The organism is Acinetobacter sp. 778_lipA, from assembly GCF_058242985.1.
The window spans coordinates 1,629,480-1,654,716 of the sequence record NZ_JBZAYT010000001.1; the positions used below are offsets into that span (position 1 = coordinate 1,629,480).

23 protein-coding genes, 1 tRNA gene, 1 pseudogene and 1 CRISPR repeat array are annotated in these 25,237 nt (G+C 34.3%); of the genes and pseudogenes, 19 read left to right on the forward strand and 6 right to left on the reverse strand.

Going from position 1 to position 25,237, the window contains the following annotated elements:
• Positions 1-232 precede the first annotated feature (232 nt).
• The 8 genes from efp to AC4CUY_RS07600 all read left to right on the forward strand — a co-directional run bounded on the left by efp (position 233) and on the right by AC4CUY_RS07600 (position 9,021).
• Positions 233-802: an elongation factor P gene (efp, locus tag AC4CUY_RS07565; RefSeq protein ID WP_004721246.1), complete on the forward strand. Its 570-nt coding sequence runs from the start codon at positions 233-235 to the stop codon at positions 800-802.
• 397 nt (positions 803-1,199) lie between these two features.
• Positions 1,200-3,299 (forward strand): carbon starvation CstA family protein, encoded by a 2,100-nt coding sequence (locus tag AC4CUY_RS07570; protein ID WP_336953186.1) that lies wholly within the window; start codon positions 1,200-1,202, stop codon positions 3,297-3,299.
• A gap of 32 nt (positions 3,300-3,331) precedes the next feature.
• On the forward strand, positions 3,332-3,634 hold the full coding sequence (locus AC4CUY_RS07575; protein WP_004721243.1) for a YbdD/YjiX family protein: 303 nt from the start codon (positions 3,332-3,334) through the stop codon (positions 3,632-3,634).
• A 197-nt stretch (positions 3,635-3,831) separates the two neighbouring features.
• The gene (locus tag AC4CUY_RS07580) at positions 3,832-4,857 is read left to right on the forward strand and encodes a 2-dehydropantoate 2-reductase (protein WP_419328296.1); all 1,026 of its coding nucleotides are present in this window, start codon (positions 3,832-3,834) and stop codon (positions 4,855-4,857) included.
• A 137-nt stretch (positions 4,858-4,994) separates the two neighbouring features.
• The gene (locus tag AC4CUY_RS07585) at positions 4,995-5,954 is read left to right on the forward strand and encodes an AAA family ATPase (protein WP_336953182.1); all 960 of its coding nucleotides are present in this window, start codon (positions 4,995-4,997) and stop codon (positions 5,952-5,954) included.
• A 12-nt stretch (positions 5,955-5,966) separates the two neighbouring features.
• Complete coding sequence (locus AC4CUY_RS07590; RefSeq protein WP_483770014.1) at positions 5,967-6,875, forward strand: DUF58 domain-containing protein; 909 nt, start codon at positions 5,967-5,969, stop codon at positions 6,873-6,875.
• A 9-nt stretch (positions 6,876-6,884) separates the two neighbouring features.
• The gene (locus tag AC4CUY_RS07595) at positions 6,885-8,900 is read left to right on the forward strand and encodes a transglutaminase TgpA family protein (protein ID WP_490773904.1); all 2,016 of its coding nucleotides are present in this window, start codon (positions 6,885-6,887) and stop codon (positions 8,898-8,900) included.
• Positions 8,901-8,944: 44 nt separating this feature from the next.
• Positions 8,945-9,021: transfer RNA gene (locus tag AC4CUY_RS07600), tRNA-Val, on the forward strand.
• Between the two features lie 162 nt (positions 9,022-9,183).
• On the opposite strand, the gene AC4CUY_RS07605 is transcribed toward AC4CUY_RS07600, so the two are convergent.
• Positions 9,184-9,276, reverse strand: coding sequence for a lysozyme inhibitor LprI family protein (locus tag AC4CUY_RS07605; RefSeq protein ID WP_419327541.1), 93 nt, complete (start codon positions 9,274-9,276; stop codon positions 9,184-9,186).
• 260 nt (positions 9,277-9,536) lie between these two features.
• Between AC4CUY_RS07605 and AC4CUY_RS07610 the strand changes: the two genes are divergently transcribed.
• From AC4CUY_RS07610 to AC4CUY_RS07620, 3 genes are read left to right on the forward strand one after another with little or no spacing between them, the layout of a single operon-like run.
• Positions 9,537-9,893 carry a hypothetical protein gene (locus AC4CUY_RS07610; RefSeq protein ID WP_336953176.1) on the forward strand — a complete coding sequence of 119 codons (357 nt, stop codon included), beginning with the start codon at positions 9,537-9,539 and terminating at the stop codon, positions 9,891-9,893.
• A gap of 32 nt (positions 9,894-9,925) precedes the next feature.
• Complete coding sequence (locus tag AC4CUY_RS07615) at positions 9,926-10,282, forward strand: hypothetical protein (protein ID WP_336953174.1); 357 nt, start codon at positions 9,926-9,928, stop codon at positions 10,280-10,282.
• Between the two features lie 32 nt (positions 10,283-10,314).
• Complete coding sequence (locus tag AC4CUY_RS07620; protein ID WP_483770012.1) at positions 10,315-10,800, forward strand: hypothetical protein; 486 nt, start codon at positions 10,315-10,317, stop codon at positions 10,798-10,800.
• On the opposite strand, the gene AC4CUY_RS07625 is transcribed toward AC4CUY_RS07620, so the two are convergent.
• The 3 genes from AC4CUY_RS07625 to AC4CUY_RS07635 are packed head-to-tail and all read right to left on the reverse strand — an operon-like array spanning position 10,801 to position 11,652.
• Complete coding sequence (locus AC4CUY_RS07625) at positions 10,801-11,118, reverse strand: hypothetical protein (RefSeq protein WP_483770011.1); 318 nt, start codon at positions 11,116-11,118, stop codon at positions 10,801-10,803.
• Between the two features lie 10 nt (positions 11,119-11,128).
• The gene (locus AC4CUY_RS07630; RefSeq protein ID WP_419820721.1) at positions 11,129-11,434 is read right to left on the reverse strand and encodes a glucosaminidase domain-containing protein; all 306 of its coding nucleotides are present in this window, start codon (positions 11,432-11,434) and stop codon (positions 11,129-11,131) included.
• Positions 11,428-11,652 (reverse strand): hypothetical protein, encoded by a 225-nt coding sequence (locus tag AC4CUY_RS07635; protein WP_483770010.1) that lies wholly within the window; start codon positions 11,650-11,652, stop codon positions 11,428-11,430. Before AC4CUY_RS07635 ends, AC4CUY_RS07630 begins: the two co-directional genes overlap by 7 nt.
• A 551-nt stretch (positions 11,653-12,203) precedes the next feature.
• Between AC4CUY_RS07635 and AC4CUY_RS07640 the strand changes: the two genes are divergently transcribed.
• The 5 genes and pseudogenes from AC4CUY_RS07640 (at position 12,204) to AC4CUY_RS07660 (ending at position 16,574) form a co-directional block, all read left to right on the forward strand.
• Positions 12,204-12,461: a hypothetical protein gene (locus tag AC4CUY_RS07640; protein WP_336953168.1), complete on the forward strand. Its 258-nt coding sequence runs from the start codon at positions 12,204-12,206 to the stop codon at positions 12,459-12,461.
• A gap of 1,319 nt (positions 12,462-13,780) precedes the next feature.
• Positions 13,781-14,727: pseudogene (locus AC4CUY_RS07645) on the forward strand (IS5 family transposase).
• A gap of 552 nt (positions 14,728-15,279) precedes the next feature.
• Positions 15,280-15,540 carry a hypothetical protein gene (locus AC4CUY_RS07650; protein WP_336953166.1) on the forward strand — a complete coding sequence of 87 codons (261 nt, stop codon included), beginning with the start codon at positions 15,280-15,282 and terminating at the stop codon, positions 15,538-15,540.
• Positions 15,541-15,881: 341 nt separating this feature from the next.
• A complete protein-coding gene (locus tag AC4CUY_RS07655) occupies positions 15,882-16,085 on the forward strand; it encodes a hypothetical protein (RefSeq protein WP_483770009.1) in 204 nt (67 codons plus the stop codon).
• 81 nt (positions 16,086-16,166) lie between these two features.
• The gene (locus AC4CUY_RS07660; RefSeq protein WP_483770008.1) at positions 16,167-16,574 is read left to right on the forward strand and encodes a hypothetical protein; all 408 of its coding nucleotides are present in this window, start codon (positions 16,167-16,169) and stop codon (positions 16,572-16,574) included.
• A gap of 234 nt (positions 16,575-16,808) precedes the next feature.
• Here the strand turns inward: AC4CUY_RS07660 and AC4CUY_RS07665 are convergent, their stop codons facing one another.
• Positions 16,809-17,360 (reverse strand): DUF2799 domain-containing protein, encoded by a 552-nt coding sequence (locus AC4CUY_RS07665; protein ID WP_336953161.1) that lies wholly within the window; start codon positions 17,358-17,360, stop codon positions 16,809-16,811.
• Positions 17,361-18,506: 1,146 nt separating this feature from the next.
• Here AC4CUY_RS07665 and AC4CUY_RS07670 point away from each other — a divergent pair.
• The 3 genes from AC4CUY_RS07670 (at position 18,507) to AC4CUY_RS07680 (ending at position 21,872) form a co-directional block, all read left to right on the forward strand.
• Complete coding sequence (locus AC4CUY_RS07670) at positions 18,507-18,863, forward strand: roadblock/LC7 domain-containing protein (protein WP_336953159.1); 357 nt, start codon at positions 18,507-18,509, stop codon at positions 18,861-18,863.
• Positions 18,864-19,124: 261 nt separating this feature from the next.
• Positions 19,125-19,304 carry a ribbon-helix-helix protein, CopG family gene (locus tag AC4CUY_RS07675; protein ID WP_336953158.1) on the forward strand — a complete coding sequence of 60 codons (180 nt, stop codon included), beginning with the start codon at positions 19,125-19,127 and terminating at the stop codon, positions 19,302-19,304.
• A gap of 510 nt (positions 19,305-19,814) precedes the next feature.
• On the forward strand, positions 19,815-21,872 hold the full coding sequence (locus AC4CUY_RS07680) for a TonB-dependent receptor domain-containing protein (RefSeq protein WP_419820535.1): 2,058 nt from the start codon (positions 19,815-19,817) through the stop codon (positions 21,870-21,872).
• A 240-nt stretch (positions 21,873-22,112) separates the two neighbouring features.
• A CRISPR array of direct repeats spans positions 22,113-22,561; the repeat unit is 29 nt; unit sequence GTTCACTGCCATATAGGCAGCTTAGAAAA.
• Between the two features lie 181 nt (positions 22,562-22,742).
• Here AC4CUY_RS07680 and AC4CUY_RS07685 read toward each other — a convergent pair.
• On the reverse strand, positions 22,743-24,980 hold the full coding sequence (locus AC4CUY_RS07685) for a TonB-dependent siderophore receptor (protein ID WP_419820534.1): 2,238 nt from the start codon (positions 24,978-24,980) through the stop codon (positions 22,743-22,745).
• Positions 24,981-25,237: the final 257 nt, after the last annotated feature.

Below are 25,237 nucleotides of genomic sequence, written 5' to 3' on the forward strand. Positions count from 1 at the left end.
TACAGTTGATTTGTATTGAACAGCAGTGAATCACCAATGAATCGAAGATTTTACCCTCAATCTGACCGAACATGGGTAATTTTTCATTGCTTCACGATGTATTGCTCATTTAGAATACGAAAAATGTAAAATACATTCTTTGCTGTTTGGAATGATCACTATCACAAATCGGGTGATTTGCTGATAGCATCGCAGTAGAGATTTAAATTAGTAAGTTCGGAGTGTGCCTTTCATGGCCTATTATTCTACAAATGATTTCAAAGCTGGCCTAAAGGTTATGCTTGATGGTAACCCATGTTCAATCATGGAAAACGAATATGTAAAACCAGGTAAAGGTCAAGCGTTTAACCGTGTAAAACTACGTAACCTAAGATCTGGCAAAGTATTAGAAAAAACTTTTAAATCAGGTGAATCTCTAGAAGCAGCTGATATTGTAGAAGTAGAAATGGATTATCTCTACAACGATGGCGAATTGTGGAACTTCATGGATCCCGTATCTTTTGAACAAATTGCTGCTGATAAAGTTGCAATGGGTGATGCTGCGAAATGGTTGAAAGACGATTCAAACGAAAAATGCACAATTATGCTATTTAATGGTATTCCATTAAACGTAAGTGCGCCAAATTTCGTTGTATTGAAAATCGTTGAAACTGATCCTGGTGTACGTGGTGATACTTCAGGTGGTGGTGGTAAACCAGCTAAACTTGAAACAGGTGCAGTTGTACGTGTTCCATTATTTGTACAGCAAGAAGAAAGCGTTCGTGTAGACACTCGTACTGGTGATTACTTAGAGCGTGCTTAAGCATTTTTTGAAAAATGAAGAAGCTGAGGGATGATGAAAATCATCCCTTTTTTATTGTATTTAGATTAGAGTTTGTATAAGCCTTTCTAAGGGTAAAAGCTTTTATAAAATAGAGAATAACGGCTAAATTTTCGACTAAAGTCGTAGAATGATAGCCCATAATTAATAGTAGAGTCAGATAGTCGAATTATTATATGAATGATAAAAATAACAAAGTCACGATTTAAGTCATTGTGATGTCATGCTAATAGTACATATTCAGATCAGTTTTAATGCCAAAGTCTTAGATGAAAACAAAAAAATGAGGAGTAGAGTCACCAAGGAATGAGTCACGGAAATGCATTACGCTTTATAAAAACAATGGAACTGCTTTTTGTAATCAAGATGTGAGGTTTTAATGGAAAATATTCAAACAAAATCATCACCCTTATCAAAATTGATCTGGGTGATTGTCGCCATAATTGGTGCAGTATCTTTTGGAATACTTGCGGTGAGCAAGGGTGAGCATGTCAATGCGGTTTGGCTAGTACTTGCAGCGGTATGTGTCTATAGCATTGCATATCGTTTTTATAGTTTATTTATTGCCAATAAAGTTTTTGAACTAAATTCTCGGCGATTAACTCCAGCACATCGTTTAGCAGATGGCTTGGATTATGTTCCGACCAATAAATATGTACTTTTTGGCCACCACTTTGCTGCTATTGCAGGAGCGGGGCCATTGGTTGGACCTATTCTTGCTGCCCAAATGGGTTATTTACCCGGAACAATTTGGCTTTTAGTCGGGGTTGTTCTTGCAGGTGCGGTTCAGGATTTTTTGGTTTTATTTATCTCTACACGTCGAGATGGCCGCTCACTTGGGGAAATGGCAAAGCAAGAGCTTGGTTCATTTGCTGGTGTTGTGGTCATGCTTGGTGCATTAGGCGTGATGATTATCATCCTTGCAGTATTGGCATTGGTAGTGGTAAAAGCACTTGCACATAGCCCATGGGGTGTGTTTAGTATTGCAGCGACGATACCAATTGCCTTATTTATGGGCATTTACATGCGTTATATCCGCCCAGGTAAGATTGCTGAAGTATCTATCATTGGTTTTGTTCTGATGATGGCTGCAATTGTTTATGGTGGAAATGTTGCCGCTGATCCTTATTGGGGACCATTCTTCACATTAACAGGAACACAACTCACTTGGGCTTTGATCATTTATGGATTCGTCGCTTCAGTATTACCTGTTTGGCTGTTATTAGCACCGCGTGATTATTTATCAACTTTCTTAAAAATTGGTGTAATTGCAGGTTTAGCAGTGGGTATTATGGTTGCAATGCCAATGTTAAAAATGCCGGCTGTTACGCATTTTATCGATGGTACAGGTCCTGTCTTTGCTGGATCCATGTTCCCATTCTTATTTATTACCATTGCTTGCGGTGCGATTTCTGGTTTCCATGCCTTAGTTTCGTCTGGAACTACACCTAAACTGATTGATAACGAAGTCAATATTCGTGTCATTGGTTATGGCGGTATGTTAATGGAATCATTTGTTGCAATCATGGCAATGATTTGTGCAACAGTGCTTGAACCGGGTGTTTATTTTGCGATTAATGCGCCAGCGGCAGTATTGGGTACTACAGTAGAAAGCGCGGCAGAAGCAGTACGTACACTTGGTTTTGTGGTTACACCTGAAACATTGAGCTTGCTGGCAAAAGAAGTCGGTGAAAGTACGATTCTTTCGCGTACTGGTGGTGCACCAACATTTGCAATTGGTATGGCTCATATCATCACGGATATTTTCAATAATCGTTCAATGATGGCGTTCTGGTATCATTTTGCGATCTTATTTGAAGCGCTGTTTATCTTAACTGCAGTCGATGCTGGAACTCGCGCATGTCGTTTTATGGTACAGGATACGGTGGGTATCGTTGTTCCAGCACTTAAAAACTCACACAACTTCGTGGGGAATATGATCGGTACAGCGGTTGCTGTTGCGGGATGGGGCTTCTTTGTTTATCAAGGTGTAGTCGACCCACTTGGTGGTATTAACAGCTTATGGCCTTTGTTTGGTATTGGTAACCAAATGCTTGCGGCAATGGCTTTGATCTTAGGTACAGTGATTTTATTTAAAATGAAGAAAGAGAAATATGTATGGGTTACCATTATCCCAACAATTTTCTTATTCATTACCTGTATGACTGCGGGTTGGCAAAAAATCTTCCATACTAATCCTAAGATTGGATTCTTGGCTCAGGCGGATAAATTCTCAACAGCAATTGCCAATGGTGAAATTTTAAAACCAGCCAAAACACTTGAAGAAATGCAAACCATTGTATTGTCCAATCAAATCAATGCTGCACTATGTGCATTCTTTATGATTGTTGCGATTGTGATGCTGTTTGCCGCTATTGGCGCAATTCGTCGTGCATTGGCGAGTCCTACACCAACAGTAAATGAAGCTCCAGCGGTATATGCAGATCCTGAAGAAGTGTCTGTTTCTAAATCACACTAAGTTGATATTGCAGATAGAGTGAGAGGTGAGTGATGAAGCTTAAATTTGCTCAAGGTGGTAAAACGGTGATTTATAAAATCATCAAGATGACCATCATGTCGCAAAAGGAACTAATTTTTAATCCTAAAAATTGGTCTAGAATTGCAACATTATGGACACGCTTACAACAAAGTTTCCGTTTGATGGTGGGTGTTCCAGATTATCAAAATTATCTGGAACATATGAAAAAGCATCATCCCGATATGGATGCAATGGATGAAAAGACTTTTCATCGCTATTGTGTAGATGCCCGCTATCCAACAGCTGGTGGAACAATGAAGAAATGCCCATGTTGATGGAATGTATAAGTTGATTTAAAGCTTAAATAGAAACGGCACTTGGGTGCCGTTTTTTATTGAAGATGAGCGAAGTGATTTATCGGTTTAACGCAATAACAGCACACTTCATGATTAGACTTGTCGTATAACTGACAGTTGGCAAATTCTAACTCCGCTAAAATCATGTAATACATATAAATGAAAAGGAGACTGCTATGAAAATCTATATTTATGGTGCTGGTAGTATTGGATGTTATATTGGCGGTCGATTAGCAACGGTAGGTGCTGATGTGAGCTTTATTACACGTTCTCGTGTATATGAAGAATTAAGCACGTCTGGTTTAAAACTGACAGATTACACTGGTAAAACGATAAAAATCGCGGCAAATGATTTACAGCTCAGTGTTGATCCTAAAATAGTCACAGATGCTGATATTATTTTTGTATGTGTAAAGTCGGCTGCGACTGAGCAAGTTGCCAAGGAACTTTATGACAACTTGGGCGCACACAGACCCTATATTGTGAGTTTTCAAAACGGGTTGAGTAATGTTCCGATTTTAAAGCGGATTTTAAAACATCATTCGATTTTAGAAGGTATGGTGCCTTTTAATGTTGCAGTTCAAGCAGTTGGGCATTTTCATCAAGGGACATCTGGTGCGTTGCATGTGAAAGCGTATGCACAGCAACAGGATTTAGCCAAGCTTTTTAAACAAGCTGAATTAGAAATTGTTTTTGATCAGGATATGCTTGCAGTGCAATGGGCAAAAATTTTGCTGAATTTAAATAATTCAATCAATGCTTTATCAAAGTTACCGTTAAAACAACAATTGTCTAATCATCAATATCGACAATGCCTTGCTATGGCGCAACAAGAAACGTTATATCTCTTAGATTTAGCACAAATTAAGCCAGCCAAACTCACAGCAATTTCGGCACATCTATTGCCTAAAATAATCAGTTTGCCCGATTTCATTTTTAAAATATTAAGCCGTAAAATGTTGGCAATTGATCCCTTGGCGCGATCATCTATGCAAGATGATCTGATGGCAGGGCGAACCACAGAAGTGGACTGGATTAATGGCGAAGTCGTTCAGCTCGCCCAGCAGTTAGGTAAACAAGCGCCTATCAATAAAACCTTAATCGAATTGATTAAACAGGCTGAAATTTCAGGAAGTGAATTTTCAATTGGTGCAGATGATTTAAAAATAAAGTTAAAACATGCTGCAAAGTTAAAATTTTAGTTGATGGGGGCTATAAATTTTGAAGTATATCTAATATTCAGCAAATGAAAATAAGGAATTATAGCAGTCAAGATTGAGTATTCCTTAAAACCGTGTATGTTAAAGAAGTTACAATAATTTTATTGGGGAAATATAAGGTGATTTGGGGAACAACACAAGTAAAGGCATCAGAACAACATAGTCCTGTAACAAATTTAGACCTCGTTCAGTTTTACCCCAAAATTGATGACTTTTTAAGTCAAATTAACCAAATTATTTTAGATAAAAGTCATCAGACTAAACTGGCGTTATGTAGTCTATTAGCTGGTGGACATTTACTTTTTGAAGATCTACCCGGACTTGGAAAAACCACCTTAGCCAGCAGTTTGTCACGTCTAGCAGGTCTCGATTTTCAACGAATTCAGTTTACCAATGATATGCTGGCAAGTGATGTGATTGGGATCAATATGTTTAATCAAAAAGAGCATCGATTTGAGTTTAAACACGGTCCAATCTTTACCCAAATTCTGCTTGCAGATGAAATTAACCGCTGTAGCCCTAAAACCCAAAGTGCTTTGCTTGAAGCAATGGAAGAGGGCAATGTCACTATAGATGGTACACGTTACTCTTTACCTCATCCATTTTGGGTGATTGCAACGCAGAACCCACTTTTTCAAAGTGGAACCTATAGTTTACCAGAGTCACAACTTGATCGTTTCTTAATGCGACTGTCTTTGGGGTATCCATCACGCGCAGCAGAAAAACTATTACTACAACAAAACTCACGACATGATTTGATTGAAAAGTTGCAAGTAATTTTTCAACATCAGGAAATTTTGCAATTACAATGTATGGTAAATCAAATTACATTGAGCGATGTGGTTTTTGAATATATGCTTGATTTAGCAGAAGAAACACGTAAAGGTCGTCATGGCTTATCTCCACGTGGATTATTGGCGTTAAAAAAATCAGCACAAGCCTATGCTTTGATTGAAAAAAGACAATTTGTAATTGCAGATGATGTACAAGCCGTATTTGTTGCTGTGGTGTCTCATCGTATAGGATTAGGTGAGTCTGAGACACGAGCGCTTATGCAAAAAGTTCCTGTAAAGGGCTAATTGGAAACGCTTATGTTAGGTCAACGATTTGTTAAATGGCTGCATCTTCGGTTTCGCTATACAGGAACTCGTACACTGAAACAAAACCAAGTGTTGGTTTTTATATACCAGCAGGGTTTTTTATATCTAGTCCTCATTCTGATTACTTTTATTGCTGGTATTAATTATGCCAATAATTTAATTCTTGGCTTTTGTTTTTTAATGAGTGCGATTTTATGTATTAGTTTCTATCTCAGTTTTAAACAATTACATGCGATTACATTAGACGTAATTGTCGATGAGGTGGGTAAGGTTAATGAAGTTTTTAAAGTGAAAGTAAACCTACAACAGGACCGTGCTACGCCTAAATTTTTAAACTTTAAATTTGATGAACAATTACAATCTTTTCTATTTGAAGAAAAACAACAAAGTTTTGAATTGAATTTTATCCCACAACAACGTGGCGAATTTTCAGTCCCCCCAATTCAAATTTACTCCACATATCCACTCGGTTTGGTGCGGGCATGGACCTATATTTATTTAACTGAAAGTTATTGGATTGCTCCTGAAGCGAAGCCTTTAACGCATCAATCACAGAATTATTCTAATACGGGCGAACCTGATTTAGATGAATTTAAAGAGTTAAGGACTTTTAAATCAGGTGATTCATTGCAAAGCATTTCTTGGAAACAGGCTGCGCGTGGACAAGGATTATTTGTCAAACAATTCGATGATTTGGTCGATACCCATGCGATGCAAATTGAATATAGCAAAATGCCAAGTGCAGACCATGAAGAGAAGCTGAGTTTTATGATGGAGTTGGTCGATCGATGTCATCAGACTGAAACGCCGTACAGCATTATTTTACCGCATGCACAAACTGAAAATGGGATTGGAGAACAGCACTATATTCATATCAAAACCTTATTGGCGCAAGCGTGAGGATGAACAATGAATAAATCGATACAAATTTCAATTTTAGTTGTGCTGAGTTTAATTTGGTTGGCACAACTGGCTTATATGCCTATTGCATTGTCTATTTTATTCCTCATTAATATAATGACTTTGGCGCTGTATTATGACAAAACTAATAAACATCAAGTCTATAATCTGCCTCGATTATTTACACAAATCCCAAAATTAGTTTTTGCACTTTTAGCTTTGCTCATCATTTATTTTGATTCACGCACATTTTTAGGCGTAGAAGCAGGGACAGCCGTTCTTTCCACTTTTTTATTTGCTAAAGCGCTTGAAACCAAATCAAAACGAGACTTCATTATTCTGTTTAACTTCGCTTTATTCGTCAGTGCCAGTTTGTTTTTACACAGCCAAGCCTTTTGGATGGCACTGTTAGTTTTGTGCTGTTTAATCAGTAGCTTGGTTGGGCTATATCGTGTACAAATCGTTAATTTTGAAATAGATCAACCGATTTTTCAGTCATTTAAAACTGATTCAATACATATTGTTAAATTTATTGCATTAGCTTTGCCATTCTTTGTTTTACTGTTTATGTTTTTCCCGCGGTTGCCACCACTTTGGCAAATCCCCATTCCCAATAATAAAGCGGTAACGGGATTGAGTGATCGTATGTCACCTGGTGATATCGCTGAGCTTTCACAGTCTAGTTCATTAGCATTCCGAATTATTGGCAATATGAAGCAATTACCAAACCGTAATGAACTATATTGGCGTGCGATGGTGCTTGATCGCTATGATGGCACAACATGGACAAGTGAATTTCCCAATAAACAGGTAAAAGCCTATTCCAAGATAACAGGGCAGATTGATGGATTTCATTATCAGTATCTTGCCAGTGATCCAAGTCAGCAATGGATTACCGGTTTGGAAAAGTCCATTCCAATAGAACAACATTTTGAGTTACACCAAGATTGGTCGATTACACCTAAACGACTGGTACAGCGAACCCAGCTAATTGAATTACAGTGGTTGGGAGGTCAGGTTAGAGATAGTCAGGATTCACATTTTGAACAGATGATGCTGAAAAATAACCTCAGTTATCCTAAAAAGAGTGATCTACAAGCTCAGAAGTTTGCTTTAAATCTGTATCAGCAGAGTCAGTCTAATCCTGAAGCTTATATTCAGAATGTATTGAACTGGTACAAGAAAGAAAATTTTGTTTATACACTTGCCCCTGGAAAGTTAGGGAATCACCGTGTTGATGAGTTCTTGTTTCAATCACGGCAGGGGTTTTGTGAACATTATGCCTCAAGCTTTGTCTTGCTGATGCGTTATGTTGGGATTCCAGCGCGTGTGGTCACAGGCTACCAAGGGGGGGAGTTGTCTCCTGATGGTCAGAGTTGGGAAGTACGCCAGTTAGATGCACATGCTTGGGCTGAGGTTTATCAACATGGGCAATGGCAACGCATTGATCCAACAGCTATCATTGCACCAACACGTATTGATCGTGGTATGCAAAATGTGATGAATGATGATCGTTCGATTTTTGGTGATGCGGGTTATTCAAATTTGCGTTTTCAGCATTCATCGCTGCTTAGAACATTGCGTGTTTGGAGTGACTATGCTGGTTTTCAATGGCAGAGTAAGGTTGTCGGTTACGATGCAGAGAAGCAAAGCGGCTGGATGAAGAAACTTGGCTTAACATCGGCCTATAGTTATGGTTTGGTTTTAATTTTTGGAATTCTCGGATTACTGTTGATCTATTGGGGTGTGACGCAATTTTGGCGCATTCGTCAAATGTCAGGACTTGAGCGAATCATTGCTCAATTTAATCATCAATTATCTGTGGTTGATCAAAAAGCAGAAGCAGAAACGTTTCAACAATGGATGCAGCGTTTAACCTTGCGGGCTGAACAAAAACATCTGTTTGAGCAAGTGAATCAGATTTTTCAAAAAATTGTCTATTTAGGTAATGAAAATCAACAGGATATTAAAAATATCAAGAAATTGCTTAAAGAGTGTGCGAATGCATTAAAAGTGAAGAAATAAGGCTTGTCATCTTATTAAAAAATGAATAATATTCTCAGCACTTCAGGTGTATAGCTCAGTTGGTTAGAGCGCTACGTTGACATCGTAGAGGTCTCCAGTTCGAGTCTGGATATACCTACCAAGATATTAAAGTCATATAAACTCAAATAGCTTTGTATGATTTAAAAAATCCCTAAATTATAATGATTTAGGGATTTTTTATTGCTTTATATAAACTAACATAAACACATACAGCAGATCGATCCTTGTATCATCGTGTGTATGTGTATGATGGTTGAATAACTTAACTCATGATACAGTCTGCTTCTTTAAATTGCACCCAAAGCCTTTGAGCTTTTATTAGTTGCTGCTTATAGTCAGGTTCAAGAGTTTTTATTTACTCTGATATATTAAAAGCAGTTTCTTTGCTGCCGAGTTTAATTTCTTAGAATAGCATATCTCTAATATTTGTAGAGGATACCAATTCAAGGCAATCTTTAGCAATTACTGAACAGCTTATAAGGCTTATTAAGCTAAAAAAGATAATATGTTTCATGAAAAATATTCCCCCGAGTTTCTAGTCATCTATAAATTAACTGCATCTTGTTCTTTTCAGTAAAAAATCTATCATAGAGTGAATAAAAAAGGGATCCATAAATGAAAAAACTAATTTTAATTGCTTGTTGTATGTTTAGTGTTGGGGCATGGGCAAGTTGTGAAGATTTGAACAGAATAGCTGATAAAAAAGGCATACATTATGGAACTGAATACAGCTTTGTTGTTAAAGGACCAAAGGGACATAGAGCATACTTTCATTCTGCACCGGCGAATAAATGTAAATATGCTAAGACTTACTTAATTCCTAATGATTCAGTGGTTGGTTATCAAAAGTTTACTAATGATAACCACAATTGGATCTATGTGATGTATGGCTCTAAAGATAGAGTTTATACTTCAGGATGGATTAAAGAAAATGACTTAAAAATATCTGATCGTATCAGTCCTATTAATTAATCAAGTAAGCACACTTTTAGAGATGAAAATAAATGAAAAAACTAATAATTCTTACCCTTTTATTAAGCGGCGGGGCTTGGGCTAAGACATGTGATTACCTATCGAAGATAGCAGATGATAATGGCATGCATTACGGAACAAAGTATTCCTATACAGTTCAAGGTACAAAGGGATTTAGATCATATTTTCATTCAGCACCATCAAGCGAATGTAAGTTGAAAGGTGTATTTATTATTCAGAATGATTCAGTTATAGCTTATCAGGAATTTAAGAACGAAAATCAAACTTGGCTTTATGTAATGTATATAGATAAAAACGGCAATGATACTTCAGGTTGGGTTAAAGCTAAAGATTTTAAATTATTTGGTCGCCTTAGTCCTATCAATTAATCAAGTAAACACAATTTTAGAGAAGCAAACAAATGAAAAAACTATTCCTTTTAACTCTTTTAATTAGTGGTGGGGCTTGGGCTAATGCTCCATACAAAGCTACAACCGAATGCCAATTTGATTATGATGATTTCGACTTTTGCTCAAAAGTAAACGTGGCTAAATACAAAAATGCTCTAAAAACACAAAAACCTAATTTTAACCAAAAGTACATTCTTCTCAACCTAAGCTCATCACCTCAAATATTTAGATTTATTGCTTTAGATACAAAAAATGGCTTAGCTTTACCTTTAAGAGATGGAATTCTAGGTTTTAAAGATAAAAAAGGAGATTTAACAGGAAAACCTCCCGTAATCCAATACTCAGTTAATAATTCACTCTTATGCACTCAAGGAAGTATTTTTGCTTATCGAGATGATTATGATAATGTAAAAACATGTTATTCAATTCAAGATAATGAATACTCTGAATATGGCAAAGAGTTCAAAAGATCAGATACACCAGTGAGTATTAATTAACTAAACCTTCACTCCCTTAGAATTTCTAGTGATTTGCAGATTAATCGCGTCTTGTTCATTACGAACATTTCGAGTTGCCAACATCGGATCAGAAATACCGCTAACGTGAATATCTGTTTTCTGATTGATATTCACAATACGATTAGATGACTGAGTATTATAGAAATTAGGAAAGACAGGTTTAATATTGTCTGGAATTTCTGCATTTTGAGCAAATTTAGAAAGTATCTCCTTGTTAATCTGGGTTTTAGGCTTTGATGGGTTATCTGATTGAGATACATTGTTAAGACTAAGGTGCTGACTAACATCTTTGACCATGGTTAAATTTTTAGATACATAGTTTTATAGGAAGCATAAACTGAATTTTTAAGAACTGAAAAAACATTTCAGGAGTTTTTGCACCTTTAGCTGTTTTATATCGTCCTGCTTTTGCTATTGTTTTTATATAGTCATCTGCAAATTGTTCAGGGCTGTCATAAACTCTGTAAGGGTCGTAGGACTTTTCTATTTTATCCCATGCTCTCACCGTTTTTCCTTTCCAAGAAGAACCTGCCATAATATTTCCCAGATTAAATTTTGCCCCTGGATTTATATGTTCTCCCCACCCAGTTTCACCTGAAAATTGAGCTAATATATACTCTGGTTTAACATCAAATGTTTTTCGATTCTAACTACCATGCCCCAATAAGTTTTTAAAAAATCTATTTGCTTTTTACCTTTAGCCCCTTCTTTAATCGCTGCTTTATCCGAATATTCGTTATTCGACTGAGTTCTCGCATTAACATCACCAGCTACAACATTCGCCATTCCAACAATTGCATTCACTCCAGCTAAAGCCGTTTTTTGAAGCATTTGGATTGTTTGTTATTTAGTATTATCTGTACTGGATTTTTCAGCATCAAGTGTTGCTTGAGCTTCTTTATTACCAATAAAGCTAGACCCTTTGCGACAGTGCGACTGATTCAATCTAATCCATTTAACTTGTTTAAGAAACCTACTAAGCCACAATCTTATTAATCAAGCTCAGATCGATAGAGTCTTATTGGGAATTGAAGTTTAAGAACATGATTTGAAATGTTACAATGATTTTTGATAAAATTATCCTATGTATATTTTTGATATTATTAAATTTTTTATTTAAATGTGCTATTATTAATGATAATAATTTATCTATAAAAGTTCTAAAAAATTTAATTTTTTGAGAAAGAAATCTCATAATAGTAGAATCTTTTAAATTTTAACAGTTGATTGTTTTACTAAACCTGAATTATTATATCTATAAAATACGATATAGTGAATCGTAGCTCAAGCGCCATAGCTTCTCTGACTGATCAAACTTTTAATTAAAAAGGATTTTTGGTTGGAATTGCGAGATTCTTTATCTGATTATGGAAAGAAGGAATATGCATAGATTTTCAAAAATTGTGTTGATAACAAATAACTTAACTAAAAAGATTGAGCATGATCTAGAATTAAGAATGAGTTGTGATGGTGCATATACACATACTATAAATAGAGAAGATGAAAATTATAAAATTGAAGTTATGATTGATCCACCAAGTGATGTTTTAAATACTTTTAAAAATATAGCGCATGACATTAAAGATTATTTGGATGAAATTGATTATAAAGGGAAATTTGAATTTAAGTTCATTGTTTAGTGTCTGACTGGCTACATGCAAGATTTCCTATTATTATTGTAGTGAACCTATTCTATTTTTCTATCATTTTGTATGATTTACATACCCACATGACCCTCTCTTTATGAATATTTATTTGTGTTATCTTTAAAATAAATGCCAATGAGCATTATGGTCATCAGTGAGTATTGAATATTTCAAAATCGCTTTTTTTTAATAGTGTTTAAAATAACCAAAAAAAATCAAGTTCTATTATTTTAAATAAAATAGTATATATATCAGTATTTTATTTAGTTTTTATATGCGTAATATGAGATAAATTTAGAATAGAAAATGTGAGGGTTGTGAATCTATAAAGATTGATGATTTAGCTTTTTTGGCACAAAATCTTTGATTTTTCTAGTTTAAATAATGAGGCTGTTACATAAAGTTGACGATACATATATGAAGATTTACCAAAAGGTAAAATATTTTATTTGAATGTTAATATGAATTGTGTAAAATTTAATCAGTGAAGAAGGTTGTGCTTTTCACTTTGACTTGCTATCTAAGTCTTTAATCAACCCACCTTTTTTAGGTGGGTTGATTAATTTTATGTTAGACAATAAACAATCGGTTTCTGACTTCTACTTAAAAATATGAAATAAGATGAATTGTTCTATTTATTTCAAAAATATTGTGTGTTTAATGTGATTTTTATCACGTTATTTTTGGAGGGAGTCAATATTAGGAATTGCTATCGTAAATTGTTGAGCTGGTTTTTTAGCTTTAGCTGATAAAGTATTAAATAATGCACCATAGGGACGAATTATGAGAGTAAGTTTTTGATTAAAATTTATACCAAGGTATAGATTGTTTATTCCAGGATTTAAATGTACATTCAAGACCACATTTTTTAATTCAAACATTATGAATATTTGTATAGGTGGACCTTGGCACGGAAGTAAGCTGCTAGGACATGATAATAAAAAGTCTTTTAAAGTAAAAGCTAACCAGTCAGACTCAGTAACAAACTATTCGAAAAGAAAGATTAAGTTTAAAAACGAGTTTTATATTTTTTGGGTAGCTGATGAGTTGATGATATTAGATGAGAATGAAATTATTAAAACTTATTTACTAAAAAACTAAATATTATTGTTTAAATATACTTTAGATATAAAAAAGGCGCAAATGTGCCTTTTTTATATCAGTCAGCTTTGCCTTGGAATATTTGGTTTAAAGTCAGATATCTATAATTTAGGATAATCTATGAATTCTCTTATTTTTATTATTTGGTAGTTAATTTTGGCTTAGTTGCACAAAGCTATCTCTAAAGGCTCATTCAGCAATATAACTCTTAGATGAATAAGTCTGCATCCAAAATATATCGTATAACGAATTGGTCTCCTTACATGAGCAGTATACTGCGAAGATTTAAATTAATTGTGGCAATATCACTATTTGGTTTGATTCCAATTACTCAGCGCTATGCACAATCAATACACAAACAAGGACGAAATCAAACCTACTCAGATAAAGCGATTCAGTACTGTTTAATAATTAAATCTCTCTTTCGTTTAACTTTACGAATAACCACAGGATTTGTTCAAAGTCTCGTTCGTCTTTGCAGATTAGACTGGACTGCACCAAATTATTCAACCCTTTTTGGAAGACAAAAGTATACTGATATTGCAATTAGCTTAGAACAAAGCAGAGATGGACTTCACCTATGAGTTGACTCTACAGGTATGAAATTTTTAGTTGAAGGAGAATGGAAGCGTAAAAAACCTTAGCCTGAATATTGTCGACAATGGTGTAAACTCCACATTGGTATTGATACTAAAACATTGTAAATACGTGCTGTTCAGCTCACTACAAATATCGTGGGAGATTCAAAAGTATTCAGGGATTTACTTGATTAAATTCCAAAAATAAACATATAGATTCCAACTATGCGGATGGAGCTTATGACAAAAAATACTGTTGATAGGTGATTTCAGATAGACATACACGTTCTATCGTTCTGTCGAGAAAAAATGCAAAGCCTTGGAAAGATACAAAAGCTCATACATTAAAGAGAAAACAACAACTAAGAACGATTAAGTATTTGGGGAGGACAATGTGGGAAAATTGGTCAGGCTATCATCTTCGAAGTTTGGTTGAAACCAAGATGCACTGAATTAGGTTATTAGGAGATAAATTATCAGCAAAGTACTTTTTAAGTCAGGTCAATGAAGTGCATACGAGAATTGCAGTTTCGAATAAATTCACTGAAATAGGTAGACCTTATACCCCAGTTGTATCTTAAATTTGAGTTGATTAGGCTAGTTTTAGCTTTGCAATCTTTTTGCAATCGAAAGGTTAATTTTAACAAATGGTAAAAAATAAATTATAAGTTATTTAAATTATTTGATATTTTAAATGATTTATTGTATAAAAAAGAAACAACAATAAAGTGGAGGTGAAATCATGATACACAAATCAATAAGCATTGCATTTTTCTTTTTCATGTTTGTAGCTTTAACATTACTCGTACACTTATTGGGAAATGTTCCAACTGGAATATGGCTTCCATAATAAAATTGCTGGCTGGGAAAGCTCATCTTGAGGTGAGCTTTTACCCTATGGAGGAGTTGATTTTGATTCAATTCATAAAATGTATTTTTGGCTTTCATCGCGTAATTGAAACACATTATTGTAAAGATGGTGAGTTGGAAGTTTGTCATCATTGCTTAAAAGTTGTTAAAAAATAATCGTATAGATTGATTTCAACCGAATACATGATATTTCAATATTTATACTCAATTCAAAGTTAAGTTGATCATAATATTTTTGACATTCTTTAATATGAGTTTTTTTAATGCCAAAACCTAAAATGAGTGACAATAAAATAGATTCAAATCACATGCTGTATTTTTCAATTGATCAGCTTAAAAGTTTTTTGAAGACCCAAATTCGGTTAAAAGCGGATCAAGGAGAGCTGTTTATAAGTGAATATATCACTAAAGATTTCACTCATCATGAAATAATTAATTTGGGTGAGGAATTTAAGAAAGCAGGGTATAAAGTTAAGATTAGAAATACAGGCGAAGAAAAAATATTTTCTGTTTTTTGGAATTAAATAACTGCGAGTTTTTATACTTCCAAAAATAAGAATAATTTTATTTCAACATTTTGACGATTTATATTTTATTTTTTGATAGGATTTGATTTTTAAACAGGATAGGCTTAATTAGAAAATTATTTAAATAGTTAGCTTAGTTTTATTATATCGCTTAAATACTAGTCAAAAGTAAATATACAAGATCAAACTTCAACTTAACATATCTTTGATAAAGACAGTTAATAAATGCTAGCGATTGGTGTTATGAGTGAGTTGGGCATATTTCACCTGTATTGAATCACGTGCTGGAAATCTATGAGATAACCCGATAGGATTTATGATTTTTATGAGAGAAGAAAGTGAGTAATCTAGAAAATGAAAATTTAGAACAGCAATCTCAACAAGAGCAAAAAGATTCTAGCGTAATGAATGATATCGTGAATTCGATCAATCCATTGGATGCTGTTGATCTGATTGTGGAAGCAGGTCAGTTGATTGTGAATACGAGTAAAGATATTGTTTCTGACATTGCCAATAACATCGATATTGATATAAATCTTTAAAATTACTGAGCGAGTGCACCCATCTAAAGTTGGGGCTTTAATTTATGAGATTAAACTTCTTTGCATATGACATTTAAATCAATGATGAAAAAATTTCTCTTGGCTTTTCTTATATTGAATTCGAAGTTTAGCTTTGCTGATCCAATAAAACCAACTTTTCTTGAAGAAAAATTAGATATTAAAAAGTTTAAAAAAGAGCTAGATGATAAGCATACATCTAAAATTAAAAAATCCCTTTTTCTTGTAAAAAGAGAGCCAGAATTGGACCAATTTAAATATAAAGCAGTTATGTTGAGAATTGCTAAGGATAGGCAGGGTAATTCTTTTAAATATATGAAAATGATCACTTATCTAGACTGTGATGAAAATAAAACCTATACATATTTGTCATTTTATGATGAAAATGGTATTACGCATGGTATTGGTTCGTCTAATGGCGATCTTCCTGAAGACAGTCCATTAAGAAAACAAGTCTGTATCAATGAATGACGGTGAATAGCTGTAAAACATGCTTATTTTATGTTTTAAATTGACACATTTCACGTTATTTAGTAAAACTGTGATTGTTAATTCATTATAGTGGATAAACATACAATAATCCTTAATCAGCGCAAAAATTAAGGGGAAAGCCTCACAGTGATGTGGGGCTTTTTTATTTGAATGATTTATTCCAAGCGGCGTTTGCAATCATCAGTGAGTATATGTCTGTGATTTTGTTTAAATCTAATAGAGATGATGTTCTGCTTTAAAACGTTCTAGATTCCGAAGCGCATCTTGGTAACGTGAGCGTACTTGACTGCTATTGCTTCGGAGGTCAGATAATTTCTTTTTATAGTCATCACGATCTTTGTTAGACAGGTCTTTACTGTCTAATTTTCCAAGATAGTAATCTATATTATTCTGTGAAGTATTAAATTCTGTATTCGCATAGTAAAAGTTACTGGCGACTTGAAAATAATGACGTAAGGATTCGCGTTTCTCTGCCGGGCAAACTCGAAAATTACCGCGCCCCTCTAAAGCTTCGTAAAAGATATTTTCAGGTTGGCAGTAAGCCCCTAAACCTTTTAGATAACCCATTTCATAAAGATTTTGACTAGGAATAATATTGGCTTTTTTACAAGAAGAATAGTATTTATCTATATGGGATTTATTTCCAGCAGCGCCATCTTTTTCACCAACGTTAAACCAATTCGCAGTTTTACATTGTTCAACACTCATTGCAGCACAACCAGAAAGTAAAACCATAAAAGTAGATAAAATTACTATAAGTTTCATGAAAAATTCTTCCAAACGATTTTTGAATTACTTTTTAAAAAATGATTTTATCATGACAAGATCAATAATTTCCTGATCATTAATGTGGTACTACATGAAAAGTGCATTTAAATTCTTAAAAATACAAAAGAGTTTTTATCTTGATTCTGCAGTTATTGCCGATATCGTATTCTAACTTTGGCGTATCTTCAGCTTGCGCATAATATTTGTATCGCAGTTGATCGATATAAACTTAGGGATTCCATCTCCAAAAGAGTAGATCTGCCAAATTCATAACTTAATTTAAAAATAGTTGATGGATAGTTAAATTTAATTAGTTGATAATTTGTTCAGATTTCTTTTAAAAAACAGGACCTTTTATCTAAAAATTACGGGGATTAAAGCAAGACTACAATTCGAGAACATAGACAGCCGTTGAGCTAAGTACAGTCAAGATTACACAGAAATTTATCGTTACTTTTTTAATTTCATAAAACTTATATACTATGATTTTATAGTTAAATTTACATTGATCTTTAAAGTGGCTTAATTCTAATGTTTGGGAAGATCGTTTTTACTGTATCGGTAGTCTTATCCATAGTTTTTTTTGTTCTAGGTTTAATCGAAGCTATTGTTGAGTTTATCGTTATTGGATGCCTCGGTTTTATAGCATCTGGCTTGGTTTTTAAACAAATGAAAATATCATTCAAGCAGAGTGACGACTAATTTTGTGGTTTTAAACAATAGCGCTTCTGGCTATTTTATTTTCACAATGATATGGCGGCGTTGAGTGAATGTTAAAGATCCAAAGTAAATTTTTGAATTGAAGTCTTTTTCAGATTTCTCTTCTACTATTTGTCAATCAAAAGAGAGCAGATAAAATTATAAACTTAGCTAAAGGTTTAGATATGATTCGATCAAGTGGAATATTGTGATCTGAAATAGAGTGTAAGCGTTGGTAAAGCGCTAAGCTAACGAAATTTAAAAATTTGATAAAACCCTCATAAGAGGGTTTTTTGTATGTAAAGGTGCTGAAAAACAGTAAAAAAATTACATATTATTATAATAATATAATATTTTATTATCATTTTATGATATTTTTATGTTGTTATAGAGCGTTATAAATCTATATAAATCATCTTATATTAAATAAAGGGGTTAAAAATAATGGCTAAAATTGACTTAAATCCATTAGCGGAAATTGATGGATTCACAGCAGCAGCACTTGTAGACTATACCAGTGGATTATCACTTGCCGCTCAAGGAACGGGGATCGATTTAGAACTTGCTGCTGCGGGAAATACGGAAGTTTTGAGAGCAAAAATTAAAACAGCAAAAGCATTAAATTTGCAAGATACGATTGATGATGTTTTGATCACACTTGGGAAGCAATACCATTTATTACGACCACTTGAAAAGAATAGCGATTTATTTTTATATCTGGTATTAGATCGCCAAAAATCGAACTTAGCGATGGCAAGACATGAGCTTCGTATTTTTGAAAAAGAGTTAGATTTTTCTTAAAACATTGATTGGCTATTATATTTGATACGATGTAATAGCCATTTTAAGTCATCAATACTAAGAAATTAGAAAATATATTTAACATATAAATACAGCCCGAATATAGGTTATCTAAAGACGTTGAAACTTGAGTGAAATAGTCGACTTAAGTCTATGAATGTAAAGTTATAAATATGAATACTATAAAATAAAAAAATATCATTGAAAATCTCATAAATGTTATTAGAATTCTATTTCTAAATAAATTAAGAGATTGGGGATATGGAAAATAAAACAGCAAGATTAACTATTTTGATAGACCCGAACAAAAAGGAAGCTTTTGAAGAATTGTGCAATCGTCAAGATCTAAAGCCTTCACAAGTGGTTCGCCAACTAATTCGTGAGTATTTAGAAAAGCATGGTGTAGATTACGCAACGAAACCTAATTTACCCAAAAAGTAAGAATTTTAGTTTATCTATTTTATCAATAAATAGGACTATGCTTTTTTGGGGAAAAGTGTGTCTTATTAATATTGAATTAGAAGAAATTGAGTAAAATTGATCAAAAACGTTGCACTAATTATTGAAGATTCTGATATTTATAAATTTTTAATGTATTTGATTCTTTAAATCTGACCAATTTGAGCTTGATGATATTCAGTAAATAAGTAAAAGAGAGCTTACAAGCATTTTATGGCTTGTAAGCTTTCTTTTTTGTAGAAAAAGAAAGCTATAAAAAGGACATTTAAAAAGAAATTTTTGAATTCAATTTTACAAAACTACTTCTTGAATTTGGTCTTTAAAAAAATACTTTTCATGTATTTTAGATTAAGAGTATTTGCATAAATTTACCTCAAGTTAAAAATATATAAATGATAATTATTATTATTAGTAATTGCATTTGAAGTTTTGCTCAAATACAATACGCAACAATTCTTTCACAATTCCTCCGTATTTAAGTTGCGTATTAACATGAATAAACAATTAAGATTCCAGACACTGTCAATTTCAATACTCACCGCAATGTCAATTTCCGCATATGCAAAAGATACTTCTGAAGATGCGACAAAATTAAAAACAATTGTGGTGACTGCGAGTAGTCAAGCTGTAGATGTTAAAGAAGCACCAGCAAGTATTAGTGTTATTACAAGCGAAGATATCGAAAAACAACCAGTGGGGAGTCTTGGAGAATTATTAAGTAAAGTCCCGGGGGTAACGGGTGGAATTAGTCCCTCAGGCGAAGGTTCTAAGATTAAATTACGTGGTTTACCAGATAATTACACGCTGATTTTAGTTGATGGCAAACGCATCGGGTCTTCAAGAGATACAAATTATCGTCCAGATTTAGGTCGACAGGATTTAAATTGGATTACTCCTGATATGATTGAAAGAATTGAAGTTGTCCGCGGTCCAATGTCTTCTTTGTATGGTTCAGATGCAATGGGGGGAGTAATTAATATTATTACCAAGAAAATTCCTAGTGTTTGGGGTGGTAATGTTACGTTAAATTATACTCAGCCAACGACCTCTTCTGATTTAGGTACATCTTTACAAACAGGCATCATGGCTGCTGGCCCATTAACGGATACCTTAGGTCTGCGCTTGACAGCAGGGATGACTGAGCGAGAGGCAGATAAAAAATATAAAGCAGGAAATGGGACCACAGGTTCTCAAGATCAAAACTACAATGCGATGTTGCATTATCAGCCAACAGATAAACACTCACTCAGTTTTGAAGCGGGGCATAGTATTCAAAAGAATGAAAAGGGTTCTCAAATTAACGCCACAACAGGTGCTGAGCAGGAGACCAGTTGGGGCGCAAATAAATTAGAACATAACTCATATAGCATATCGCATGATGGCGAGTGGGCAATTGGTAAATCTAAATTAAGTGCATATTACAATGACTATGATTCAAGTGTGCTTGGTTCTAAAACTAAATCAAATGAAATGATTGTTGAAGGTAGTTTAACCATGCCATTTGAGGCAATGTTTAAGCAAGTCTTAACTGTTGGCGGTCAATGGAAAAAACAAGAATTAACCAATACTGACACGATTGGCACTCTACCAGGAGGGAGTTGGGATGGGAAAAGTTATACCGATCCTACAGTGAATAATAAGAATTGGGCATTATTTTTTGAAGACAATATTTCATTGTTGGATAATTTGACATTAACCGTAGGGAATCGTTTAGATCATGATGATAAATACGGTGCACATCATAGTCCACGAGGTTATTTAGTTTATAGTCTAACAGATGATCTGGTAATTAAAGGTGGGGTCGCAAAAGGCTTTAGAGCACCAACAGTGAAAGAATCATCTCCTGGTGGAGCTACTCAGTCTGGCGGGAATGGCTGTAATGGTTTAAAAGGTAAAACTTGGTATGACAGTAAGCAAAAACCAGATACCTATACAGGCGGTGGTTGCTATATGACAGGTAATCCCAACTTAAAACCTGAAGAAAGCACAAACTATGAAATTGGTGTGAATTATACTGGTTCTGGTGCGGACTTAGGTTTGACACTTTTCCATACAGATTTTAAAAATAAAATCGCTTATTCACCATTAGGTCACGAAGGTGGTATTTGGTTTACCCGTAATGAAAATATTCAAAAAGCGGTAACACGTGGTATCGAAATGGTTGTAAATTTCCCAGTTTTAGATAATCTAAAATGGAATAATAATGCTACCTATTTCTTAAAAGCAAAAAATGAAGATACTGGTGCAACTTTACTGACTACTTCAAAATTAACAGTGAATTCCGCATTAAATTGGCAGCCAACAGATCCACTCAATTTAGAGTTGTCCGCACAATATTTGGGTAAACAATATTTGACCGATAAAGGCGCTACCCCTACGATGCAAAAACCACATACGATCGTAAATCTAGCAAGTAATTATCAAGTCAATGATAAGCTTATTGTACGTGGCGGTTTTACTAATTTACTTGATAAAAAGTTGTCAAATGGTAGAGATGCATACTTCGTTGAACGTCAAAAAGTATTTGTAGGTGCAACCTTTAAATTTTAATCAATTATATTGAAGTGAAGACAGACTTCACTTCAATAATAGATCATGTGTTAAAAAACCATCTGCGGATGGTTTTTTTGCTATGTTTTTTATTCATATCAAAAATTTACCCTAATTTTTTTTTACACTCTTATAGTTTAATAAAATCAAGTGGTTATATATATTGTAAAAAACTTTGGTATTTTATGATTTTTATAATTAACTTGCTGTTATCAGAGTGTTTTTTGATTTAAAATTATTGTTCACTGCCATATAGGCAGCTTAGAAAACGATACGATTTGCTGTACCGCTTGAGCCAAAGTTCACTGCCATATAGGCAGCTTAGAAAAAAATATATAAAATGTATTACCAAAACTATATGTTCACTGCCATATAGGCAGCTTAGAAAATCAAGCCTCACTTCTTTAACCATATACAGCGGTTCACTGCCATATAGGCAGCTTAGAAAAACGACCCTAACAACGATCCCAATAATTCAAAGTTCACTGCCATATAGGCAGCTTAGAAAAAGACCAGTCATCAGGTAAAACAATTGAGTTTGTTCACTGCCATATAGGCAGCTTAGAAAATTGAACAACCACGGCCTGAAAGCATGATCAAGTTCACTGCCATATAGGCAGCTTAGAAAATTTACGATTCTCATTAAACTGATACTCTTGTGTTCACTGCCATATAGGTAGATTAAAAATCAATAGATGAGCAATAGATGATGTTGACTGCTAGTTAATTGAGAATTTTATTTTGTATATTTTAAGCAGTGATAATTTTATCAGTAGAGAAAGCCACCTTAGCGATAACTTTCTCTGATTAAACCTATTAATTTATTTTAATTTAAATCAATATTTAGCCAATTATAAATAGGTTTTAGTATTACCACTCGTATTTTAAGCCCACTCTAAAATTAGTCGGTGCACCATAATAGCTATTGGTTGTCGCTAAATGATATTTTTCATTAAACAGGTTGTTGATATTCAGATTCAGCAATAAATTTTCATTGATTTTATAACGTGCCATTAAATCAACTAAAGTATAACTGTTCTGGGTAAAACGAGTCTTTACAGGGAGGGTTATATCTGAATAAATATCACTTTGCCAACGTAGACCGCCACCTATTGTCAGAGCCTTATCAAAGTAAGGCAGAGTATAGGTGGTAAATAATTTAGCAGTATTATTTGGAATGTTGGTGTTTATACTATTACCTTGACTGTTTTTCGACAAATTTCGAGTAAAACTTCCTGAAACTTGCCATAACTCATTGAGTTTTCCTGTGGCTTCTACTTCAAGACCGCGGCTCTTTGTTCCCGATTCTGCTGTATATGCTTGAGATCCATCAGGAGCTATGTGAGAGTTATCTGCTTGTTCAGGGACAGCGACTGCAAAATTATCTTCTTTAGTTTGATAAACAGCAGCACCTATATTCAATTGATTATCGAAAAATTCACCTTTAATGCCTACTTCTGTACTGTTGCCGACAAGTGGGTCTAAATAATCTCCCTTAACTGTCTTTTTATCCTGAGGAGAAAAAATATTGGTATAACTGGCATATGTTGTCCAATTGTCAGTTAAATCATAGCTAAGCCCTACATACGGGATGACTTCACCAGTCTCTTTATGAGTTTTGATATCTGTTGTATTTTTAGCATTATCATGATTTACAGCAACACGTTTCCAGTCTTCAACGCGCGTACCTAAAATAATCGCTGCCTTGTCTGATGGCTTTAAACGAACTGCACCAAATATAGAACGACTACTATCATTTCCACTATACCAGCCGTCAATTATCGTTTCAGGTCGACTTGGTGTATGACCATCCCAAGTGAAAATATTGTCTAATTTTCCATTCCAAGACATTCCATTATTCCAACCCGAGTAGGTAGGACGTTGATTTTCACTTTTGGTATAGGTTGTACCTAAAACAACTTCATGGGTTTGATTGAATAGATTAAAAGAACCATTCAGCGTTAAATTAAATAAGTTTTGTGTTGGTTCATAATCCCAGCGTGTCGCATAAATTAAAGCACCTTTTCCAGTTTGTTTATCTATTCCTGAACTATTATATGCATAACCGACCACTTCGTCAGACGACGTCTCAGTTCGAGATAACGTCCCTTTGATTTTCCAGTTATCGTTAAATTTATGTTCAATATCTGCAAAATAACCAGTCGTTGATCGGTCTGAATACGTCCAACCTGCAGCTGCTGAATCAGAGCGTGACCATTCAATCAGTGAACCATCCGTATAATATGAAGGTAAACCTCCACGAGCAATGCCTGAAATATCAATTTTTTGATAGCTAATTCCAAGACTTGCTTTGGTTCGATCTGTTAAATCAGCTTCAAGTACGCCATATGCAACTTTACGTTCTTCCGCATAACGATCTATATAAGAGTCGCCATCTTGATAAGCTAGTACGGCACGACCACGGATATTCCCAGACTGATTCAGTGGTGATGAAACATCGATATCTGTTCTATAGGTATCCCACGATCCAGCACTAGAGCTTATAGAAGCTTTAAAGTCTTGTAATGGTTTTTTTCGAACCATATTAATACTAGCACTGGCTGAACCAGCACCAGTCATCAAACCATTAGCACCCCGAACAATCTCAATTCTGTCAAAAAGTGCAGTATCTTGACTTTGAAAAATGCTGGAATATGAATTCAGTAATTTCACACCATCTAATAAATAGTTGTCTACAGTTTGACCTCGTGCATAAATTGGTGAGTTATCTGAGCCAATATTTCCACCTTGATTGATTGTTAATCCAGCAGCTTGCGTTACGACATCTGTTAATTGTGTTAAGTTTTGATCCTCCATTTGCTGGCGTGAGATTACACTGACCAATTGAGGTGTTTCTTTTAGGCTGAGTGCTAAGCCTGTTGATGCTGTGGTGGCTTTTGCGGTATATAAACCTGAGTCTTCAGTTGTCAGGCTATTTGTATTATTGACAGATACAGTGATGGTAGGGAGCTGAGTAGAATTTTGTTCTTGACCATCAGATGTACTTATTGCTGAGAATACAGATCCATTTACTAGAAAAATAGATCCGCCCCAGAGTGCTGTACGAATTGCAATCGCTAAAGCATCTTTAGTTTGATGTTCCTTCATTAGATTCTCGTATGAGTAATATTCATGTACTTAGTCGTTTTTGTCTTAAAAAAAGCTCATTTTTTTATTATTTAAATACTGGATATGTATTTAGTTGCAACAACAGTAGATAACAGGAGTGAATAAGATAGAGAGTATTAAAAGAGCAAATATTTTTTAACTCTTTGTTTTATCAATAGAGGGATTTCAAAAGTTTGGGGTAAGTATTGCAATATACTTTATTGAATTTATAGATTTAATTTTACTTTACTAAATTG

Coding starts and splice junctions, on each gene's coding strand:
- efp (WP_004721246.1), top strand. CDS start 233: ATGGCCTATTATTCTACAAATGATTTCAAAGCTGGCCTAAAGGTTATG.
- AC4CUY_RS07570 (WP_336953186.1), top strand. CDS start 1,200: ATGGAAAATATTCAAACAAAATCATCACCCTTATCAAAATTGATCTGG.
- AC4CUY_RS07575 (WP_004721243.1), top strand. CDS start 3,332: ATGAAGCTTAAATTTGCTCAAGGTGGTAAAACGGTGATTTATAAAATC.
- AC4CUY_RS07580 (WP_419328296.1), top strand. CDS start 3,832: ATGAAAATCTATATTTATGGTGCTGGTAGTATTGGATGTTATATTGGC.
- AC4CUY_RS07590 (WP_483770014.1), top strand. CDS start 5,967: ATGTTAGGTCAACGATTTGTTAAATGGCTGCATCTTCGGTTTCGCTAT.
- AC4CUY_RS07595 (WP_490773904.1), top strand. CDS start 6,885: ATGAATAAATCGATACAAATTTCAATTTTAGTTGTGCTGAGTTTAATT.
- AC4CUY_RS07610 (WP_336953176.1), top strand. CDS start 9,537: ATGAAAAAACTAATTTTAATTGCTTGTTGTATGTTTAGTGTTGGGGCA.
- AC4CUY_RS07615 (WP_336953174.1), top strand. CDS start 9,926: ATGAAAAAACTAATAATTCTTACCCTTTTATTAAGCGGCGGGGCTTGG.
- AC4CUY_RS07620 (WP_483770012.1), top strand. CDS start 10,315: ATGAAAAAACTATTCCTTTTAACTCTTTTAATTAGTGGTGGGGCTTGG.
- AC4CUY_RS07625 (WP_483770011.1), bottom strand. CDS start 11,118: ATGGTCAAAGATGTTAGTCAGCACCTTAGTCTTAACAATGTATCTCAA.
- AC4CUY_RS07635 (WP_483770010.1), bottom strand. CDS start 11,652: ATGCTTCAAAAAACGGCTTTAGCTGGAGTGAATGCAATTGTTGGAATG.
- AC4CUY_RS07640 (WP_336953168.1), top strand. CDS start 12,204: ATGCATAGATTTTCAAAAATTGTGTTGATAACAAATAACTTAACTAAA.
- AC4CUY_RS07650 (WP_336953166.1), top strand. CDS start 15,280: ATGCCAAAACCTAAAATGAGTGACAATAAAATAGATTCAAATCACATG.
- AC4CUY_RS07660 (WP_483770008.1), top strand. CDS start 16,167: ATGATGAAAAAATTTCTCTTGGCTTTTCTTATATTGAATTCGAAGTTT.
- AC4CUY_RS07665 (WP_336953161.1), bottom strand. CDS start 17,360: ATGAAACTTATAGTAATTTTATCTACTTTTATGGTTTTACTTTCTGGT.
- AC4CUY_RS07670 (WP_336953159.1), top strand. CDS start 18,507: ATGGCTAAAATTGACTTAAATCCATTAGCGGAAATTGATGGATTCACA.
- AC4CUY_RS07675 (WP_336953158.1), top strand. CDS start 19,125: ATGGAAAATAAAACAGCAAGATTAACTATTTTGATAGACCCGAACAAA.
- AC4CUY_RS07680 (WP_419820535.1), top strand. CDS start 19,815: ATGAATAAACAATTAAGATTCCAGACACTGTCAATTTCAATACTCACC.
- AC4CUY_RS07685 (WP_419820534.1), bottom strand. CDS start 24,980: ATGAAGGAACATCAAACTAAAGATGCTTTAGCGATTGCAATTCGTACA.